Annotated in this window: 17 protein-coding genes; 1 reads left to right on the forward strand and 16 read right to left on the reverse strand. The window is 57.9% G+C overall.

Annotated elements, in window-relative coordinates; translation table 11 throughout:
• Window positions 1-714: 714 nt before the first annotated feature.
• Entirely contained in the window at window positions 715-1845 is a 1131-nt protein-coding gene (locus ACR0I8_RS20415) for a hypothetical protein (protein ID WP_170692597.1), read from the forward strand.
• Window positions 1846-2237: 392 nt separating this feature from the next.
• Here ACR0I8_RS20415 and ACR0I8_RS20420 read toward each other — a convergent pair whose 3' ends face one another.
• The 16 genes from ACR0I8_RS20420 to ACR0I8_RS20495 all read right to left on the reverse strand — a co-directional run bounded on the left by ACR0I8_RS20420 (window position 2238) and on the right by ACR0I8_RS20495 (window position 17511).
• Window positions 2238-2933, reverse strand: coding sequence for an RraA family protein (locus ACR0I8_RS20420; protein ID WP_170692600.1), 696 nt, complete (start codon window positions 2931-2933; stop codon window positions 2238-2240).
• On the reverse strand, window positions 2930-3625 hold the full coding sequence (locus tag ACR0I8_RS20425) for an alpha/beta fold hydrolase (protein WP_170692602.1): 696 nt from the start codon (window positions 3623-3625) through the stop codon (window positions 2930-2932). The genes ACR0I8_RS20420 and ACR0I8_RS20425 overlap by 4 nt, the downstream gene beginning before the upstream one ends.
• Window positions 3622-4746, reverse strand: a complete 1125-nt coding sequence (locus ACR0I8_RS20430) for a cobalamin-independent methionine synthase II family protein (protein ID WP_170692605.1) — start codon at window positions 4744-4746, stop codon at window positions 3622-3624. Before ACR0I8_RS20430 ends, ACR0I8_RS20425 begins: the two co-directional genes overlap by 4 nt.
• Window positions 4747-4756: 10 nt before the next feature.
• Window positions 4757-5359 (reverse strand): class I SAM-dependent methyltransferase, encoded by a 603-nt coding sequence (locus ACR0I8_RS20435; protein WP_170692608.1) that lies wholly within the window; start codon window positions 5357-5359, stop codon window positions 4757-4759.
• Entirely contained in the window at window positions 5356-6315 is a 960-nt protein-coding gene (locus tag ACR0I8_RS20440; protein ID WP_170641186.1) for a cupin domain-containing protein, read from the reverse strand. The genes ACR0I8_RS20435 and ACR0I8_RS20440 overlap by 4 nt, the downstream gene beginning before the upstream one ends.
• A gap of 148 nt (window positions 6316-6463) precedes the next feature.
• Window positions 6464-7453 carry a nuclear transport factor 2 family protein gene (locus ACR0I8_RS20445; RefSeq protein ID WP_170692611.1) on the reverse strand — a complete coding sequence of 330 codons (990 nt, stop codon included), beginning with the start codon at window positions 7451-7453 and terminating at the stop codon, window positions 6464-6466.
• Window positions 7450-8493: a LacI family DNA-binding transcriptional regulator gene (locus ACR0I8_RS20450; RefSeq protein ID WP_425084655.1), complete on the reverse strand. Its 1044-nt coding sequence runs from the start codon at window positions 8491-8493 to the stop codon at window positions 7450-7452. Before ACR0I8_RS20450 ends, ACR0I8_RS20445 begins: the two co-directional genes overlap by 4 nt.
• Complete coding sequence (locus tag ACR0I8_RS20455; RefSeq protein WP_170661409.1) at window positions 8486-9241, reverse strand: hypothetical protein; 756 nt, start codon at window positions 9239-9241, stop codon at window positions 8486-8488. Before ACR0I8_RS20455 ends, ACR0I8_RS20450 begins: the two co-directional genes overlap by 8 nt.
• Window positions 9241-10005: an SDR family oxidoreductase gene (locus ACR0I8_RS20460; RefSeq protein ID WP_170692614.1), complete on the reverse strand. Its 765-nt coding sequence runs from the start codon at window positions 10003-10005 to the stop codon at window positions 9241-9243. Before ACR0I8_RS20460 ends, ACR0I8_RS20455 begins: the two co-directional genes overlap by 1 nt.
• Window positions 10005-11057 carry an ester cyclase gene (locus ACR0I8_RS20465; protein WP_170692616.1) on the reverse strand — a complete coding sequence of 351 codons (1053 nt, stop codon included), beginning with the start codon at window positions 11055-11057 and terminating at the stop codon, window positions 10005-10007. The genes ACR0I8_RS20460 and ACR0I8_RS20465 overlap by 1 nt, the downstream gene beginning before the upstream one ends.
• Window positions 11054-12385, reverse strand: coding sequence for a histidinol dehydrogenase (gene hisD, locus ACR0I8_RS20470; protein WP_170380319.1), 1332 nt, complete (start codon window positions 12383-12385; stop codon window positions 11054-11056). The genes ACR0I8_RS20465 and hisD overlap by 4 nt, the downstream gene beginning before the upstream one ends.
• An 11-nt stretch (window positions 12386-12396) precedes the next feature.
• On the reverse strand, window positions 12397-12927 hold the full coding sequence (locus ACR0I8_RS20475) for an ester cyclase (protein ID WP_170692619.1): 531 nt from the start codon (window positions 12925-12927) through the stop codon (window positions 12397-12399).
• Between the two features lie 4 nt (window positions 12928-12931).
• The gene (locus ACR0I8_RS20480; RefSeq protein ID WP_170692622.1) at window positions 12932-14086 is read right to left on the reverse strand and encodes a carbohydrate ABC transporter permease; all 1155 of its coding nucleotides are present in this window, start codon (window positions 14084-14086) and stop codon (window positions 12932-12934) included.
• Window position 14087: 1 nt separating this feature from the next.
• Window positions 14088-15110 carry a carbohydrate ABC transporter permease gene (locus tag ACR0I8_RS20485; RefSeq protein ID WP_170380322.1) on the reverse strand — a complete coding sequence of 341 codons (1023 nt, stop codon included), beginning with the start codon at window positions 15108-15110 and terminating at the stop codon, window positions 14088-14090.
• A 67-nt stretch (window positions 15111-15177) separates the two neighbouring features.
• The gene (locus ACR0I8_RS20490; protein WP_170641198.1) at window positions 15178-16389 is read right to left on the reverse strand and encodes an extracellular solute-binding protein; all 1212 of its coding nucleotides are present in this window, start codon (window positions 16387-16389) and stop codon (window positions 15178-15180) included.
• Window positions 16390-16464: 75 nt separating this feature from the next.
• The gene (locus tag ACR0I8_RS20495; RefSeq protein WP_170692625.1) at window positions 16465-17511 is read right to left on the reverse strand and encodes a sn-glycerol-3-phosphate ABC transporter ATP-binding protein UgpC; all 1047 of its coding nucleotides are present in this window, start codon (window positions 17509-17511) and stop codon (window positions 16465-16467) included.
• Between the last annotated feature and the right edge of the window lie 114 nt (window positions 17512-17625).

The following is a 17625-nucleotide window of genomic DNA, read 5'->3' on the forward strand; positions in this document are numbered from 1 at the left end:
TTGCTGAGTGCGAATGGGTTCTATTGAAGTCTTGTGACCCTTGACCTTCGTAGCTTTAGCGCCTGTGTGGCGACCGGCCAAATCCAGTTGAAAGCCATCCGCCTGCAGCATCTGCCCTCGTCAATGGCCAAAAGTTTACGAAAGATCCTGAAAATACTAGGCGTCGGTACACTAGGATCAACTTGTAGGCGCGGGGGTCAAGGATCGATAGTCCCAAAAGTGACTGCATCCCCCAAGGCGAAAGGGAAGGACCTTCCGGGTGAACCTGCGATGAACGTGAGCTGCATACCAGTTAGTTGCGTTGTCTAAATCCAGCAACAGCTCGATATTCAACTAAGACCGGAAGTTCGCTCAGTGACCCTTTGCCCTACTGAACCAAATTCAGGGTGAAACAGGGAATAAGATCCCGTGTTTGTTCGATTTACCGTAACTGAAGTTTCCTTATGCTTTTGCAACTATTTCGACGCTGCAATTTTTCGATCTATTCCGATACCTAGACTGATCATGCCCTCAGTCAGCGGAACTTCGCAATTCTGATGCAGTCGCGCAAAATTTGTTCCGGTGAAAGTTGTTCAAAACATTTCCCGAATTTATTTCAGAACCAATACGTCCTTCAGTCACCACTCGGCGCCTTCTTGAGAACATCTTGAACGCAGCTTAACATCCTGACCAACAATATGTTTGAACAAATTTGATCATTAAGGGTGGGAATACATGCTGTTTGGGTCAAGGCGCTTTAACGTGTTGCTTGTTTCATTTGTTTTTCTTGTGTCGATAGCGCTTTTATTGCGGCGTCTGATTTATTTGACCAAAGCTGGTGGTGGCGAGTTTCAGCACGCGGATTGGTTGGTGAACTTTTCAAGTGGTATCGTTCGACGGGGCATTTCGGGTGAGTTCTTTCTGAAACTTTCCGAACTGTCGAATGTCAGTCCCCTGGTGTTGGTAAGCCTGGTACAAGCGGCTTTGACAATTCTGATAATTGTGGTGCTTTTCTGCAAAGGCCTTTCACTAAAAATGCCGGATGTGGTTGTGATCCTTTTGGTCAGCCCTGCACTCGTATTATTCTGGGTCAACGATACTACGTCCGCGTATCGCAAAGAGCTGATTGGTTTAGCCGCGTTCCTTCCATTGCTATTTGCCAGAAGTAGCGGCTTTATCGGAAGTATGACCGCCTTAATTCTCTATGGCGTATCTGTCTTTTTTCATGAAGGAAATCTAGTCTTGGCTCCGGGCTTGAGCGTCGCGTTTTATTTGCGTCACGGAAAACAAGCGTCGCTTGGTCCGATTGCATGCCTATGCATAATCTCGCTGACAGCAGCCGTGTTCTCCACAGTTTATGTCAGCGTTCCGGATACCGACGCTATGTGCTCGCGTCTGTTGGCCGCCGGGCTGTCGGACCGGTTGTGCGGCGGGATATTTCCATGGCTTGTAGACGGATTTGGAGGTACGACCTCGGCGGTCAAGATCATAGTGTTGGATCGTGTGAATGTTCCTGTTGTAGTGTTGATGACTATACTGTTAATGCTGCCTTGTTTGTGGACAGCGACCCGGGTGTTAAGTGGCGGCTTTGAATGGAGTCTGTTTCTGTTGAGTGCTTGCACTCCATTTCTGCTTTATCCGATCGCCACTGACTGGAGCCGTTGGTTGTCGATGCAGGTATTTGTAATGACCTTTTTACTTTTGATCCTTGCAGAGACCCGGGATGGCCTGAAACTTCCAATGCACAAGTTGCCCTATGCTTTGGTTTTGTGTTTTTGCTTATTGATCGGGATCAACCAGATTGCGCCTGAACCAATTGAAGGCTTTGCCTTTAATTTCGTTCATGCCCTGTTGGTTGTACTGTGATGGGGATTTGCGTTGAAATACGGGTTGCAGCGGTAGTTACTTTTTTGTGGACTTAGCGTTGGACTTCGTGACGGCCTAACGAAGTATGCGCGATCTTTGCTTTACCGCTGCTCAAGTTGGTCGTGTTGTAAGTTTTGGAACCCGACCGCCCCTAAAAGAAAGAGTGGACTGGCTGTTCAGTCAACACGGTTTCGCATCTGGCCGGCTCTAAGGCGCCATCTGACGAACGGCTATGCTCCATCAATCCTGGTTTCCGGCAATGTTACAATAAGGCTGCCTTTGTCTTACGCCGACCAAGATGCGAAGGTCAGACTTGGACTTACGATGTCATTCCAGAGACTTGTGGTCTGTAGACTACTATTCAGGGGAGGTCTGTCACTCGTTTGCAGCAATCAAACTCTGGCCTTTTCGAACTCTGCCCATGCGGTTTCAAAGGTTTCAAAATCAAACCCGGATTGGCGTGCGGCATCCAGGACGATACGCTCTGTCACAAGCAGTTTCTGGATTGCCGCTTCCAGTTGCACCGTGATATCCTCTGGTATCACCAGTGCTCCGTGACGGTCAGCATGTACCAAATCACCTGGGCTTACCGTCAGGCCAAACACGGAAACCGGGGTATCAATCTCGCGTATGTGGACGAAGCCATGGCTCGGGCCGACCGAACCGGCGACAACCGGAAATCCTACGGGTAGGTCCCCAAGATCGCGCATCACGCCATTGGTGACGACCCCCGACATACCGAACCCTTTGTGGACCGATGTGTTGATCTCACCCCAATAGGCGCCGATACAGTCCGGGTAGTCTACATCCTCAATCACCGCGACAGATGGCTCTAGTGCCTCAGCCATATATTTGTAATAGGCCATGCGCCGCGCCCGGATCACATCTGCTGGCTCGGTTGGTGGATGAATAGCAGCGATCTTGGCGGTGCGTGCATAGCCGACAATTGCTGGCTCATCGGGGGCAGAGCACAGCATGGTGCCCCGTGTGAACTGATCAAAGCCTCGTTTGCCCTGCGCCACTTCAATGGCGTTGCATACGGTGGGCGTGTCGACCTTGCGAAGCAGAGACAGAAGCGATGGGTTCATGTGTCCTCCAGCCAGCGGATCAGGGCCGCTGTGGTTTCTTGTGGTTGTTCCAGTGTGGGCAGGTGCCCTGCGTCTTCAATGATCGTCAGCGCGCTATTAGGCAGAAGATCGTGCATGAGTTGGTGGCGTTCGACAGGGCAAAGACCGTCGGCACGCCCGCACAGAACCAGCGTTTTGCCGGTATAGGCCGACAGGGTCGCGCGTTGGTCGATGCGATCCATCAGCGCTTGCGACTGACGTAGAAAGACGTCCGGCCCCAGATCCGTGGCCATAGCCATGCAAAGATCCAAAATAGCGCCCTGTCGTGGACCGTCCGCCAGATAGTTGGGTTTCATCTCATCGCGCATAACCTGCCGCAAGCGCCCCTCGCGCACGGTGGCCATCTGCGGTGCACGGCGGGCTTTGACCTCGGACGCCTCTGCCAGCGGATTGGTATCCAGCAAAGCCAGCCGTTCCACCCGGGCCGGGGCTTGACGCAGCACTTCCATCGCAACAATTCCGCCCATAGACAGCCCCGCCAAAGCGAAGCGGGGAGGGGCATTTTTCAGAATCTCGGCGGCCATGGCCCCGACGCTGTCCTGCTGGCTTAACGGAAAGCTCATCAACGGCACCCTGTTTGACATCGCGTCGATCTGCGGACCAAAGAGGCGCGCATCGCACATCATGCCAGGCAACAAGATCAAAGGCGTCATGACGCAGCCAGCTTTGCCCCTGCCGACAGCGCCGCCAATTTGGCATAGGCTATCTGCGGATCAACCGCGCCGAAGCCTGCGAAAGTGCCAAAACCGCAATCGCTGCCTGCAATCACCCGATCCGCCCCAACGATGCCCGAGAACCGGTCGATACGCTGCGCCACAAGCTCAGGGTGTTCGATGAAGTTGGTGGTGGTGTCAACAACGCCGGGCACCAGTACCTTGTCATCGGGTATCTCATCTTTCCGGTCGCGGAACACAGTCCATTCATGGGCGTGTCGCGGGTTCGAAGTTTCAAACAGCACATAGCGCGATTTGGTCGCCATCAGAGTGGAGAACACCTTGTCCATTGCGATGTCACAGCAATGCGGGCCCTCGTAATTGCCCCAACAGATATGCACGCGCACACGGTCTTGCGGGACGTTCTGCAGAGCATGATTCAGGGCCTCGACATGCATATTGGCGATCTTTACGAACGCGTCGTCCGACAGATCGGTGAACAACATATGGCGCGAAAGGGCCAGATCGGGGCAATCCAGTTGCAGGTCCAGACCGGCGGCCACGATGGTTTCGTATTCTTCTTTCATCGCATCGGCCAGCGCGGCCAGATACGCCTCGCGCGTTGGGTAGTGGTCATTCTGCAGAAACAGCGAAATCACCCCTGGCGACGCGGCATTCATGAAGCCTCGGTCGATCCCATGTTGGGACATCGCCGACTTAAGGTTTTCGATGTCCTTTTGTAGCTCGCCTTGCCCTTTTGAACGCACCTCGCCTGTACACATGGGTCGCGCATATTTCGGGGTGCCGCCATCATCAGCCAGGCGCTGCAAAAAGCTGGGAAACATCTTCAGATCCGCAGGTGCATTGCGCGGGCTGTCACCGGAAAAACCGGTATAGCGGTCCTTGACGTAAGTGGCGTAGGAAATCTTCGAGGTCTCGCCATCGCTGACGATATCCACCCCGGCTTCGACCTGTTTGCGCACCGTCTCGGAGACCGCTTCGGTCATGCAGCCATCAAAACCCGCGGCATCATAGGGCTTGCCGTTTTCACGGGCGAAGATGTAATCCACCACGTCCTGCGAGCGGGGCAGGGATCCAACATGCGTGGTCTTTACGGTCATCGGGGCCTCCTCAGATTTTGCGAGCCATCAGGATTGTGTGGCTTTGGGTTTCAGGGTCTTCGGCCAGAAACCCGGTCAATTGCAGCCGGTTCTCTTCAAGGCAAACAGCATAACCTGCCGGAGACAGCGACGCGTGATAGACACGTTCCGATCCAACGGTACCACTGTCCTCTCCTGCGCGGGGACCGACGGTCAGCATCAGCATTCCACCGGGCCGCAAGTGACGGGACATACGGGCGATGCAATCCCTTTGCTCGTCCGCTGTCAGATGGAAAAAGCTGTTCCAGGCAATGATACCGTCGAATGTCTGATCCAGTTCGAAATCGCGCATATCGCCATGACGCCAATCACCATCGGGCCAGCGGGTCCGGGCAATGGCCAGCATCGCCTCGGAGAAATCGACACCCGTGACGTCAAAGCCTTCGGCCTTGAACCACCGCGCAATGGGATCGCCTGTCCCGCAACCTAAATCCAGAACGCGATCGCCGGGCTTCAGGCTGGCAGTGAAGCGCGCCAGCCAGCGCGCTTCGAACAAGGCCTTTGAGCGGCGCTTGTCATAGTCAGTCGCCTGCCGTTCATAGATTGCGTGCGTGTCGTTTGGATCTGCGGTCATCCTGTCCAGGTGGCTCCTGCCGGGTCATCGGTCGCTGTAATCCGGTACAGACCCGCCTGTCCGGTCATCGACGGTTCAACGCTATAGCGTTCCCCTGGCAGAACCAAGGCAGTGTCTCCATTCGACAGAGTGGTCTCATACCCATCAATCGAGATGCGCCAGTGACCGCTGGCGGGCATTAGAACAACTGGCTTTTCAGCGACAATCGGATCATTGACACTCGACCCGCGCCCGAGGAAGTCGACCTCGAACCCCGGTTTATCTTTGATCAGAGCGTTTTCGCCAATCACCGGCGCTGGTTTATTGGCCGACAATGCCATCAGATCCCAGTAGCGGGCAACGTATTTGCCCACCACATCCTCGACCGGCACCTCGGGGTAGTCTTTCAACTGTTCCTCGGTCAGCAGCGGCATCGGGCGCACGTTGTGGGGCAGCTCTTGGCCTTTCTTGCTGTCATACAGAACGCCATTGTCACCCAGCATCAGCCCGTGGGCCTGCGCGTCCTGAATGACTTGCGGTGCCCATGTCACGCCACCCCCGGCATCGTCACCGCCGAGGATCGACATGATCATCCCATAATCCTGACCGACATTTTCGAACCCGCGAAAAATGCCGGTTGGAATGTTGAAGATGTCGCCTTCTTCGGCAATGAACTCACCCGCAGTGCCATAGCGACCCCAGAAGAACCGCCAGCGGCCCTTGGCGACAAAGAACACTTCGGCCGTGGTGTGGCTGTGCAGAGAGTTCCGGCATTTTGGAGGCTGGCCCGCAGCGCCGATGTTAAAGCCGATCTTGTCGGTGATGTGGACGTGCTGGTCGGGCGATTCCGAGACGCCGCCGCCGATAATGGTGAAGTTCTCTTTCTGGTCACTGCCCGGCGTATGGGCGTCGATAAAGGCGGTTTTGCAGGGCTGCAGCTCGCCGTAGCGGACGATGCGTTGTTGGATTGTGCTCATGATGGTCTCCTTGAAAATGGGGGTGATGGGATCAATCCCGTCCCCCGGGAGGTCGATTATTCAAACGCCGAGCGCGCAGCGAGGCGCGATGCGTGTGAAAGCGCCGCGCCGCCTGACTGGCGTTCAGGGAGAGGCCCATCGCAGCCACTCAGCTCTCCTGGTCTTGTAGCAGGATCTGTTTCCAGACCGAGGTCTCGTCGAACAGGGTATATTCCCGGCGCAGCTGCGGCTGGCCGCTGATCAACTCGCCGAACTCGCCGTGGCTGATGCCCAGAACATAGACCTGCGCACCGGTTGGCGCGCCAAAGACACCCCAGCCATCATGCTTGCCCCATAGGCTCCAGCGGATCGCGGCGCGAGGGGGCATGTTCGGGTCGTCGCGGCCAATCTGGTGTTCGATCTTGAACTCGGCGTTCGGAAAGCTGGCGCGCAAGCCCATCCAGAACCGATCCACCGAGTCCCAGCCGTGACCGGTGATCCCGCCTACATATTCGGACTGAACAGCGCGATCATATTCGGTTTCGATTGCGCCCATATCGGCATTCATGATCCGGGTCAGGATATCGGCGTAACGCTGCCCCCATTCATTGTCGTTGCCGGTGCCCTTGTAGGGGCCGGGCTGGTCGATCTTGGGTGTCAGCGGTTTGACGCAGTTCTCAGGTCCACCTTCGCGCGCAATTAAATCGGCGGCGTATTCCTTGGGGTCCCAACCCATCTGACGCACGATCGCCCCCTGATCGCGGATCAGCCATTCGTCGTTGATCTGATTGTCGATGGCGTGGCAGTCGGCGAGAATCCGATAGCGCAATTTGGTTCCGGTCGCTTTTCCATAAACTCCCTCGGCCAAATGTGTTGCGGTCGAGATGATCCGGTGCGAACTCAGCATCCCCTCTTCCGGCGTACCGGACCAGATAACATCCTCGCCAAGCAATTGACGGTCGGGAAACTCGGCCAGCGTCGCCATGGTCGCGCCGATGACGTTCTGGTTGCCCAGCACCACCGACCCGGGCGAGCGCACGACGATATCCTTGCTGTAATAGTCATGCAGCGTGGCGATGCCACGATCTTCCCAGATCTCTTTGGTGATCCCGATGATGTAATCCGGGAAGTCCCGGAATTTCGGATCAAAGCCCTTCATGTCTCAGTCCTTTGTGGTTTCCACCCCTTCGGCAAACGCGCCGAGGTCCGCACGATCAGCGGCCCGTCAATGGCCACTTTACGCGGTTCGGCCGTGGCCGGGGTGTCGATATGGTCAAGCAATGCGGTGACGGTTTCAGCCACCATCAGATTTGCGCGCTGGCGGATTGTCGTCAGGTTGTAGGCAGGCCACCCGGCGGGCGGCACGTCGTCATAGCCGATGACCGAAACATCCTCGGGCACACGCAGACCCAATTCGAAGCGGATCACGTCCATCACGGCCAAAGCCATGTGATCATTGGCCACAAATACCGCGTCGGGCCGTTTGCCGGGTGCCACATCAAACATCCGGCGGGCGGCGGCCCGGGCGTTTTCGGTGTGGAAATCTCCGACATCATGGGCGAACACATCCTGCCCGCCTTCTGCCAATGCCGCACGGAACCCGGCCTCGCGGTCGCGCTGGGTCGAGGCGCCCTGCCAACCCGCGATATAGGCGATACGCTTATGCCCTCCGGCCAGCAGAAACTCGGCCACTTTGCGCCCGCCCGCATAGTTGTCCGAGGCCACCGTTGTGATCCCGTCCAGATCTTGCGTACGGTTGAACAATACAACCGGAACACCGGCCTGCTGGCAGCGCGTGGCAATATCCGAGGACATCGGAACCGAGGCCAGTATAACCCCGTCAACCTGATAATCCAGAATCTCGTCCATCACGTCGTCAATATTCCCGGCTGAGCGTGAGGCCATGAAAATCAGCACGTGATAGCCCTGTTCCTGCAGCGCGTTGGAGAGCTTTTCCAACGCCTCGGGGTAGAAGTAATTCTCGAGATACCCCACCACCAGACCGATGATCCGGCTTTTGCCCGACACCATCGCGCGGGCCAGAACATTGGGCCTGTACCCCAGTTCGGCGGCCGCCTTGCGCACTTTGTCTTCGGTCTTTTTGCTGACCGAGGCACCGGGCGTGAACACTCGGCTAACCGCCGACTGGCTGACACCGGCCAGTTGCGCAACCTGCAGGGATGTGACCTTTTCAGCCATCAGGTTTCTCTCTGAACAGTGCAGCCAGCAGTTTCATCCCAGCATCTAGACCCATCGTCGGCATACCGCGCGGTACGGTCGGGTCGTGAATGCTCAGCCATGCATTGCCATCGTGGTATTGATTCAGGGATTGCAATGCCGCCATTGAACCTTCGGTTTTTGCTATGTCCCGAAGACCGTCTATGGCATGCATCGGAGCTGTTTTTACAAACGCACGACCGCGCTGTTCACGTTGCTCACGAAATTCGGAAACCATAGCCTGGCTTTCGTCCTGCTTGGACACACCTTCATGGTCCCAACGTTTTGCGTCACGCATGACGGGGGCAACCCGCTCGGTCCAACGAAAACCGCGCGAGATCGTCGGAACCGCAAAGGTCAAATCGCAACAGGCATCCATTACCCCGCGCAGACTATCCGGTATTTGGAAGTCACCCCGGGTGTCCGGCAGTTGGCTTCCGGGGCGCTCGCCCAGAAACTGAACAAATAGCTGATGCACCGTATCGGCATCGGGTTCGTTCAGTTTACCGATCAGTTGCTGCGCATCTTCCCGAACAGAGTCTTTGTCGATCTGTTTCAATCCGTATTCGTCCAAGATCGGGCCAAAACGCCCCCAAAAGTGATGCGGTTCCTCATTCTCCATCCCGGCTGAGGGTCGATAGATCATCGTTTTGCCTTCTTCCACGATAGCATCAAGGATCGCATCCCGTAGTCTGCGTTGAATGCTGATATCCTTGTCGTCATAGCGCATCAGTCCGCCGTCCACCCGCCGTCAATCAGCATCGAAGTGCCCGTCACCAGCGCTGAGGCGTCTGAGGCCAGATAGGTGACCGCGCCCATGATGTCTTCGACTTCGCCCACGCGGTCCAGCTTGATCTTGTCCATGATCCACGCGGCGCGTTCTGGGTTGTCGAAGGTGGATTGTGTCAGCGGTGTGCGGATGAAAGTCGGGCAGACCGTGTTGATGCGGATGCGCTGTTTGCCCCATTCGATCGCCATCGCTTTGACCATACCCTCAAGCCCGTGTTTGGTGGCGCAGTACAGCGCCCGGTCCACACCGCCCACATGGCCCATCTGGCTTGAGATATGGATGATCGATCCTGGCCGCCCCGCCGCCAGCAGCGCCTTGGCCGCGTAGGATGACAGGAAATAGGCCGAGCGCAGGTTGATATCGGTCACTGCGTCGAAATCCTCGGGCGTGGTGTCGATTGCCGAGCTGTGGCGGGCGGTCCCGGCGGAGTTGACCACCACGTCAAAAGGGCGGACTTCGAACAGTTGTTTCAGCGCCTGCAAGTCACCCTGATCCACCACCACAGCCTCGGCCGACCAGCCCTGCGCCTGCAGCGCGGCGACAGTCTCAGCCAGTCGATCTGCCCCGCGCGCCGCACAAACCACATGCGCCCCGGCTTCGGCAAGCGCGACGGCACAGCCCTGACCGATACCCGAGGAGGCACCGGTAACCAGCGCGGTTTTACCGCTCAGCGAAAAAGAGGGGGTGCGGGGCAGATCAGTCATCAGCTCATTCCATCCGGTATTTCAATTCGGCCCATATTCCGGGCCTTGTTGAATTCCCGCAGACGGGCGAACACGTCAACGCCAAGTTGGCGATAAGCGTCCAGAAGATCGACCAGAACCCAGTTTTCGCGGATCAGGCCATTCTCGAGCCGCCAGAAATCAAGGCTGCGCATGGTGATCCGCTGGCCCGAGGGCGCAATCCCCATCCAGCCGTCATGGGTTACCGTCTGGATCATGTTCGGCCAGCCGGTGACGGCGGCATATTCGCCATCGCCGAAGAAGTGATAGGTGATGTCATCCACATACTGCCCGCGATCCGGCATCCCGTTCAGGAACGGAATCTGGTGCCAGTTACGAAACCCAGCATAGCCGCGCCCGGTGCCGATCCCCGCCGGACCGTACCAGTTCATGCGGGGGTGCCAGAACTTCTCCATCTCCATCACCTCTGGCCCGCCTTCCGAAGGGTGTTTCTTGAGGTGATCCAGCATGTCGATGATGTGCTGGCATGTCTGCTGGCCTTTGGCGGCATCATATGGCCCCGGCACCAGACCATCCTGCGTGGCGGGACCCGGCACATGCCATTCGAGCCCCAGACTTGGGGCCATGGGCCAGGCGTTGGCCTGCATCATCACTTCGGGGATGTCCCACAGCGCCTGCATCTCGACGATCTTGCCGTCGCTGAAGCGATAGAATTCATGGAACCGCATCGTCACCTGATGGCCGGTCGGCGGGATATCCAGCCACGGTCCGGTGAAGGTACCGGTATAGTAGCCGCCGCAACCGACCCAATCCGCGCCGTGTTCATCCGGCCCGGCTGTGACGATGTAGTCGCGCCGTTCCAGATCAGGCCACGCGTTCAGCAAACCTTTGTAAGCGGTGTCATAAAACGCATCACTACCGTTGCTGTCGCCGAACGGGTGGCACAACCGAAACAGGGCATCCGGAGCGCTGACATTTGCCAGCGCCTGCCGCACACCCGTTTCTGTGAAGTCATACATAGCCGCCCTGATTTGCGCGATCAGCGCTTTGTGCTGCGTATGGATGTCACTCATTCCGCGGCGTCCCGATAGGGGGCTGCCTCGCCATAGGGGACGTTGATCCCGCCATAGCGGCGGACGCGGACGTTGCATTGCTCGGCATGGCCCACGAAGCCTTCCAGCATACACAGGCGCGAGCCATATTCGCCGATCAGCGTCGCCGCTTCATCGGTCAGAACCTTCTGATAGCTGTGGGTTTTCAGGTATTTCCCTACCCATAGCCCGCCGGTGTAGCGCCCAGCCTTTTTGGTCGGCAGCGTGTGGTTGGTGCCAATCACCTTGTCGCCATTCGACACATTGGTGCGCGGGCCAAGGAACAGCGCACCGTAGCAGGTCATGTTCTCAAGGAACCAGTCATCGCGATCGGTCATCACCTGCACATGCTCGGAAGCGATGTCGTCGGCGACTTTCAGCATTTCGTCATAGGTGTCGCAGACAATCACCTCGCCATACTCGGCCCAGGACACTTTCGCAGTGTCGGCGGTGGGCAGGATGCCCAGCAGGCGGTCGACCTCGGCCAGAGTATCCTCGGCCAGTTTGCGCGAATTGGTCAGCAACACGCAGGGGCTGTTATAGCCATGCTCGGCCTGACCCAACAGGTCGGTTGCGCAGAGTTCCGCGTCTGCTGCGGTCTCGTCGGCGATCACCATGGTCTCGGTCGGACCGGCGAACAGGTCGATGCCCACGCGGCCAAACAGCTGGCGCTTGGCTTCGGCCACAAAGGCGTTGCCGGGGCCAACCAGCATGTGGACGGGATCAATGGTTTCGGTTCCCAGCGCCATCGCGCCGATGGCCTGAATGCCGCCCATCACATAGATCTCATGCGCGCCGCCCAGATGCATGGCTGCGATCACCGCCGGGTTCGGCTTGCCCTGAAACGGAGGTGTGCAGGCGATAATGCGCGGCACGCCCGCCACGCTGGCCGTCGCCACCGACATATGGGCCGAGGCCACCATAGGGAACTTGCCGCCGGGCACGTAACAGCCCACCGATTGCACGGGGATATTTTTGTGGCCTAAAATGACGCCGGGCAGGGTTTCAACCTCTATATCCAGCATCGAGTCCCGCTGCGCCTGTGCAAAGTTGCGCACCTGTTCCTGGGCGAATTTGATATCGTCCAGCTCGCGCTCGGTGAGTTGGCCGATCAGATCGTCGATCTGCTCCTGCGACAAGCGGAACGAGGCGGGGGAATAGTTGTCGAACTTCTCGCTCAGCTCGCGCACGGCGGCATCACCGCGGGTTTCGATGTCTTTCAGCGTGGCCTCGACCACGGCTCGGGTCTTTGCGTCATCTTCGGCCCGGTCAGCGTCGGATTTGCCGCGTTTCAGATACTCGATTGCCATAATCCTGATCCTTACTTGTCGGGGCGGGGCGCGGTTTTGTCACCCCGGTCATAGGCTTCCCAGCCCTCACCGTTAAACAGATCGACCCCCAGCTGCGCGGCCACATGGGCGAAATCCACATTCACCCAGTTATCGACGATCTTGCCGTCGACAACTTTCCAGAAATCCATGTAACGGATTTCAACCCGCTTTCCGGTGGGGGCGATGCCCAGAAACTCGCCGGAATGGGTGGCTTCTTGTCGGCCAAAGGCGGCGGCCCATTCGCCCATATAGAGGCGTGCCTCATCGATGCAGGTTTTGTCCGAAAACGCGGCCTGGAAGGGGCGCTGCCAGTTGTCTTGAAACTCCTTCAGGCCGGTCTTGGTGCCACAGCCCTGATTGCCCATCCAGCGGAACCCCTTTGAGAAGAACTCGCCGATATCGTCAATACGGTGGTCGTTCAGACCGTCCACCATGGTTTCGATCACGCGGCGCGTGTCTTCGGTTTTGCTCAGATCCGTATCACGGGTCAGAACGGCTTGTTCCGGGCGGGAACCCTTCATTTCTTTATCCTTTTACTGCGCCAGCGGTCAGTCCGCTTACGATTTGGCGTTGGAAGATCATCACAAGGAAGAACAGCGGGGCGATGATCGACACCGCAGCGGCTACCGCGACCACCTGATCGGTTGTCGTCGTCTCGCGGTTGAACATGCCCGCAATGGCGGGGACCATCGTCTGGTTCTGCGCATCGAGTAGCAGCGAGGTCACCAGAAAGTCGTTATAGGCCAGCAAGAAGCTGAACAGCCCGGTCGTGATCACCCCCGGCCACATCACCGGCATGATCACGCGACGGAACGCCTGAAAGTGGTTGCAGCCATCAACCCGCGCGGCCTCGTCCAGTTCGGCCGGGATGTTCTGGAAGAACGAGCGCAGCATCCAGATCGTGAACGGCTGGTTGATCGCCACCAACACCGCGATCACAGCGAAAGGCTTGCCATATAGCGTCGGTGCATTCTCACCCAGAATGGGCGCCAGCCATTCGGCTGAGTTGATGAAGACCGGCAGATAGCCTGCCACCAGAACCGAATGCGGCAGCGCGCGGAAGATTAGCGCGATCAGCAGAATCCAGAAGGCCAGTGTCGAGCCCGACCGCGCCAGCCCATAACCCGCCAGCGTGCCTACGGTAAGCGATACAGTCACAACCCCGGCGGTCACGATCAGCGAGTTTTTGAAGTTGTTGGAAAAACCCCGGTCAACCCAGACGGTTTTGTAATGCTCGGTCGTCACGCCCAGCACGTCGCGACCCAGAGGGCCGAATAGCGGGTTCAGCACGTTCAGAACCGCAGGCAAAACCACAAAGAACACCAGCAGGAAGGCGATCAGGGCGACAAGCACTCCGACCACCCAACCGAACCACGCCTGACCCGGCGCGGTGTATTCCTTGATCTTCGCAGGCAGCACCTTGGTTACGACCATGGCCGCACCCCAGATCACCGCGATCCCGAGAATGATATCCAGAACCGACAACCCGTTCCCTGTGGCCAGCGTCGCCGGGCCAAAGATCACGTTCAGCGCGTTGCTGTCATAGGCGTCAACGGGGGATTTGACGCTCATGATCGCAATCCAGACGATCGGGAAGGCGGCGACAAGGCACCAGAACGCCAGGAAGATGTTCGAGGTCAGCCGCAGGCTGAGAGGTTGGCGAAGCGCGCGCGAGGACATATTAGTGGCCTCCTTTATGGTCGCGCCAGGTGCGGCGCAGCGGCAGGATCAGCAGAATGACGATCCCGATCATGGTCAGCATCGCGCTGGCCGAGGCCCGGCTGATCGACCGGTTGCCCGCCTGATCCGGCACGAGGAAGTCGAAGGTCAGCCATTGCAGCGAGATGACATAAGCCTGGCTGGAGAAACCGACGATCTCTTCGAACACCCGGTAGGCGTCCATCAGGTGGATCATCGACACGAAGATGATCAGCGGCATCAGATGCGGAATGACGATGTATTTCATCCGCTGCCAACGCGTCGCCCCATCGATCACGGCGCTTTCTAGACTGTCTTGATTGACGGTCTGCAGCCCGGCATAGAACACAACGGCCGCAAACGGGGCCACGTGCCAGACGCGGTAGAACATCATCAGGATTTCAATCGTCCAGGCCTGCGCGAACAGGGCGATGTCTCGGTTCAACCACCATTCCAGCAGTGCCGTCAGGATGCCGTCCCCACGGAACAACCAGTTGATCGATAGCGCACCAATCACCGGCGTGATGATGAAGGGCAGCAGCGAGATGAAGATGACCGGCCCGCGGATCGACCCCGCGGCGTTGTTGATGAGAACCGCGATGCCCAACCCGAACCCAATGACCAGAGGCAGTGTGATCAGCGTGAAAGTCAGCGTGAATCGCAGCGCCTTCCAAAAGTTGATGGTGGACAGCACGGACCAGTTGCCCTCGGTGATCGCGCGCCAGGCCCGCTCGGGTTCCAGCACATTGCGATAGCTTTGCAGGCCGACATATTCGGTCTGGGTGATCACCTCGCCATGTTCATCCAGCTTTGGCTGCGATTTCTGCTCGGTCACACAGGTCTGGGTCAGGAAGCCAGGGGTACAGGTTTCGACCTCGACCATCTCATAGACGGGTTGGGTGATGTAAAAGCTCTGCTTGAACACGCTGACCAACGGGAAAGCGATAAAGAGAAGCATCATAAAGACAGAGGGGCCAACAAAGGCGGCAAATGTCCTGAAATTCATGGCTCTGCCTTTCTCATGGTTCTCGGGTGGGGAAATAGGGAGGGCACGGGACCCTCCCCGGGGAGGATCAGTTGCTGATCAAACCAGCTTCTTTCGCGGCGGTGATGTAGTCCGCCTCGATATCGGCCAGCGCAGTCTGTGCGTCCTTGGCGCCGGTCAGGTAGTCGGCCAGACCGTTACCCAGGGCGCTGTGCAGAACACCCATGGCGGCGCTGGCCGGGTAGGCCCCCGCACCGTTTTCCGCCGAGGCGGCAGCGCCTGCAGCCAGTTCGCCAGGCTGGTAGGCCGCGTTCAGCCAGACGGCAGTGTCATTGTTGGCACTGACCATGTCACCGTCGATCCCTTCCATGACCAGACGGAAGGCGGCATCGGCCTCCTCATCGCTCATGTTCGAGGCCAGAACGATGCCGTCCCACCAGATCGTGGTCGAGGGACGCTCGGATCCCATCGGAGCCGAGGCCATGGTGACCTTGCCGACCACTTGGCTTTCGGCCTCGTCATTCATGGCAGCGGCGCGGCTGGCCCACAGGTTCGCCATGGCGATCTTGCCCTGTTGGAACTGCTGCTGGACATAGGTGGAATCGGAGACAAGGTATTCGGGATCCATGAACTCGGTCATGGCCTTCATCGTCTCAAGCGCTTTGACGCCTTTTTCGTTGTTGATCGCGGGCATGTTGCCCTCGCCGATGAACGTGCCGCCTTCGCCCATATACATGTTGACGAATTCCTGAGCCAGGTTCCAACCGGTTTTGAACGTGCCGCCGATTGGGTATTCCATCACGCCGGCCTCTTTGATCTTGGCTGCGGCAGCCAGAACGTCGTCATAGGTCTTGGGTTCTTCGATGCCCAGCTCGGCCAGAACATCATTGCGATACATCAGGTGCTGCGCGTTCACCATCATAGCGATCGCCATCACCTTGCCATCCACCTTGATCAGCTGGTTGGGCAGCAGGTCTTGCCCGTATTTCGCGACAAGATCATCCAGCGGGCGGATCGTGCCCGCGTTCAGAAGCGGGATCATGGTTTCGTTCGCCACGCCGCCGATCTGATAGAGCGAGGGGTTGGCAGCGAAAGCTTCGGGCTGCTTCTCGCGGAATTCCTGATCCAGCGAGGCGCTGAAATTGCCGCACTCGGCCATCGCATCCGTCACTGCTTTCCAGGCTTCGAACCCTGCCGACAGCGATTTCAGCGGCACTTCGTTTTCATAGGAACAGGCTGCCGATGCACCGCTTGCCGCGATGGCCATGGCTCCTGCCATTAGGATCGTCTTGAGTTTCATGCGTTTCTCCCTGTCAGGATGGGTCCGTCGTCGACGCCCGGACCGCTGTTGTGCCCCGAAGGGCTGTTGGCGGGGTTACTCCCCGATCCGCGCACCGCTTCCAGCTTCGAAGAGGTGACAGATTTCTGTTGGCACCGAGAATGAGACGTCATCCCCTATCTCGGCGCGGAAAGATTTATCGGCCTTGACCGACACCAAAGCCCCACCGACCCGGACCGAGATCATGGTCGCGTCGCCCAGAAGCTCCAGCGTGTAGATCGGTGCGGTGATCTGGCCCGCGCCTTCGGCAAGACTGGCATCCTCGGCCCGGAAACCCAGTGTCATGGGGCCATCGGGGGCGTTGACCGGGATCTCGACATGTTCCGCACGGAACACGCCGCCCGCGACCTCACCCTCCATCAGGTTCATGGCGGGTGAGCCGATAAAGCTGGCCACAAAGGTATTCGCTGGTCGGTCATAGATTTCGGTCGGGCTACCGACCTGCTGCACCACGCCCTGTTTCATCACCACAACGCGGTCAGCCAGTGTCATCGCCTCGATCTGGTCGTGGGTCACATAGATCGTGGTCACCGCCAGCTCATGGCTGAGGTTCTTGATTTGCGCCCGAGTCGAAACCCGCAGCTTGGCATCCAGGTTCGACAGAGGCTCGTCCATCAGGAACACGTTCGGTTCACGTACGATGGCGCGGGCCAGGGCCACGCGCTGCCGCTGACCGCCCGACAGTTCGGCGGGTTTGCGATGTAGGAATTCGTCCAGCTCGACCATCGCGCTGGCGCGACGAACCTTGTCGTCATGGGTCGCCGGGTCGATACCGCGCACCTTTAGCGGGAAGCGGATGTTCTCATAGACGTTCATGTTGGGGTAGAGCGCATAGCTTTGGAACACCATCGCTACATCGCGGTCCTTGGGCTCCAGATCGTTGACGACCTTGCCGTCGATCAGGATATCGCCCTCAGTCACGTCCTCAAGCCCGGCGATCATCCGCATCGTGGTGGTTTTGCCGCAACCCGATGGTCCCAGCAGCACCAGAAACTCGCGATCTGCAATGGTTAGGTCAAAATTGTGGACCCCAACAAACGAACCCCATCGTTTGCCGACGTTACGCAGTTGAATTTCCGCCATGGTGCCCCCAACTAGGATTCGTTTTGCATACGTTTGCAAAACTGTAGTTCGCATATATCAAATCAGGCAAGACTTTTTTGCATACGTATGCAAGAATGTGGAAAATACCCGATT

This window comes from Ruegeria sp. BG9 (assembly GCF_056538305.1).

Bases quoted from the DNA above. Each gene is read 5' to 3' on its own strand.
- ACR0I8_RS20465 (WP_170692616.1), bottom strand. From the start codon at position 11,057: ATGAGTGACATCCATACGCAGCACAAAGCGCTGATCGCGCAAATCAGG.
- ACR0I8_RS20430 (WP_170692605.1), bottom strand. From the start codon at position 4,746: ATGACCGTAAAGACCACGCATGTTGGATCCCTGCCCCGCTCGCAGGAC.
- ACR0I8_RS20490 (WP_170641198.1), bottom strand. From the start codon at position 16,389: ATGAAACTCAAGACGATCCTAATGGCAGGAGCCATGGCCATCGCGGCA.
- ACR0I8_RS20480 (WP_170692622.1), bottom strand. From the start codon at position 14,086: ATGTCCTCGCGCGCGCTTCGCCAACCTCTCAGCCTGCGGCTGACCTCG.
- ACR0I8_RS20495 (WP_170692625.1), bottom strand. From the start codon at position 17,511: ATGGCGGAAATTCAACTGCGTAACGTCGGCAAACGATGGGGTTCGTTT.
- ACR0I8_RS20425 (WP_170692602.1), bottom strand. From the start codon at position 3,625: ATGACGCCTTTGATCTTGTTGCCTGGCATGATGTGCGATGCGCGCCTC.
- ACR0I8_RS20475 (WP_170692619.1), bottom strand. From the start codon at position 12,927: ATGAAGGGTTCCCGCCCGGAACAAGCCGTTCTGACCCGTGATACGGAT.
- ACR0I8_RS20435 (WP_170692608.1), bottom strand. From the start codon at position 5,359: ATGACCGCAGATCCAAACGACACGCACGCAATCTATGAACGGCAGGCG.
- ACR0I8_RS20445 (WP_170692611.1), bottom strand. From the start codon at position 7,453: ATGAAGGGCTTTGATCCGAAATTCCGGGACTTCCCGGATTACATCATC.
- ACR0I8_RS20450 (WP_425084655.1), bottom strand. From the start codon at position 8,493: ATGGCTGAAAAGGTCACATCCCTGCAGGTTGCGCAACTGGCCGGTGTC.
- ACR0I8_RS20415 (WP_170692597.1), top strand. From the start codon at position 715: ATGCTGTTTGGGTCAAGGCGCTTTAACGTGTTGCTTGTTTCATTTGTT.
- ACR0I8_RS20420 (WP_170692600.1), bottom strand. From the start codon at position 2,933: ATGAACCCATCGCTTCTGTCTCTGCTTCGCAAGGTCGACACGCCCACC.
- ACR0I8_RS20455 (WP_170661409.1), bottom strand. From the start codon at position 9,241: ATGCGCTATGACGACAAGGATATCAGCATTCAACGCAGACTACGGGAT.
- ACR0I8_RS20440 (WP_170641186.1), bottom strand. From the start codon at position 6,315: ATGAGCACAATCCAACAACGCATCGTCCGCTACGGCGAGCTGCAGCCC.
- ACR0I8_RS20485 (WP_170380322.1), bottom strand. From the start codon at position 15,110: ATGAATTTCAGGACATTTGCCGCCTTTGTTGGCCCCTCTGTCTTTATG.
- hisD (WP_170380319.1), bottom strand. From the start codon at position 12,385: ATGGCAATCGAGTATCTGAAACGCGGCAAATCCGACGCTGACCGGGCC.
- ACR0I8_RS20460 (WP_170692614.1), bottom strand. From the start codon at position 10,005: ATGACTGATCTGCCCCGCACCCCCTCTTTTTCGCTGAGCGGTAAAACC.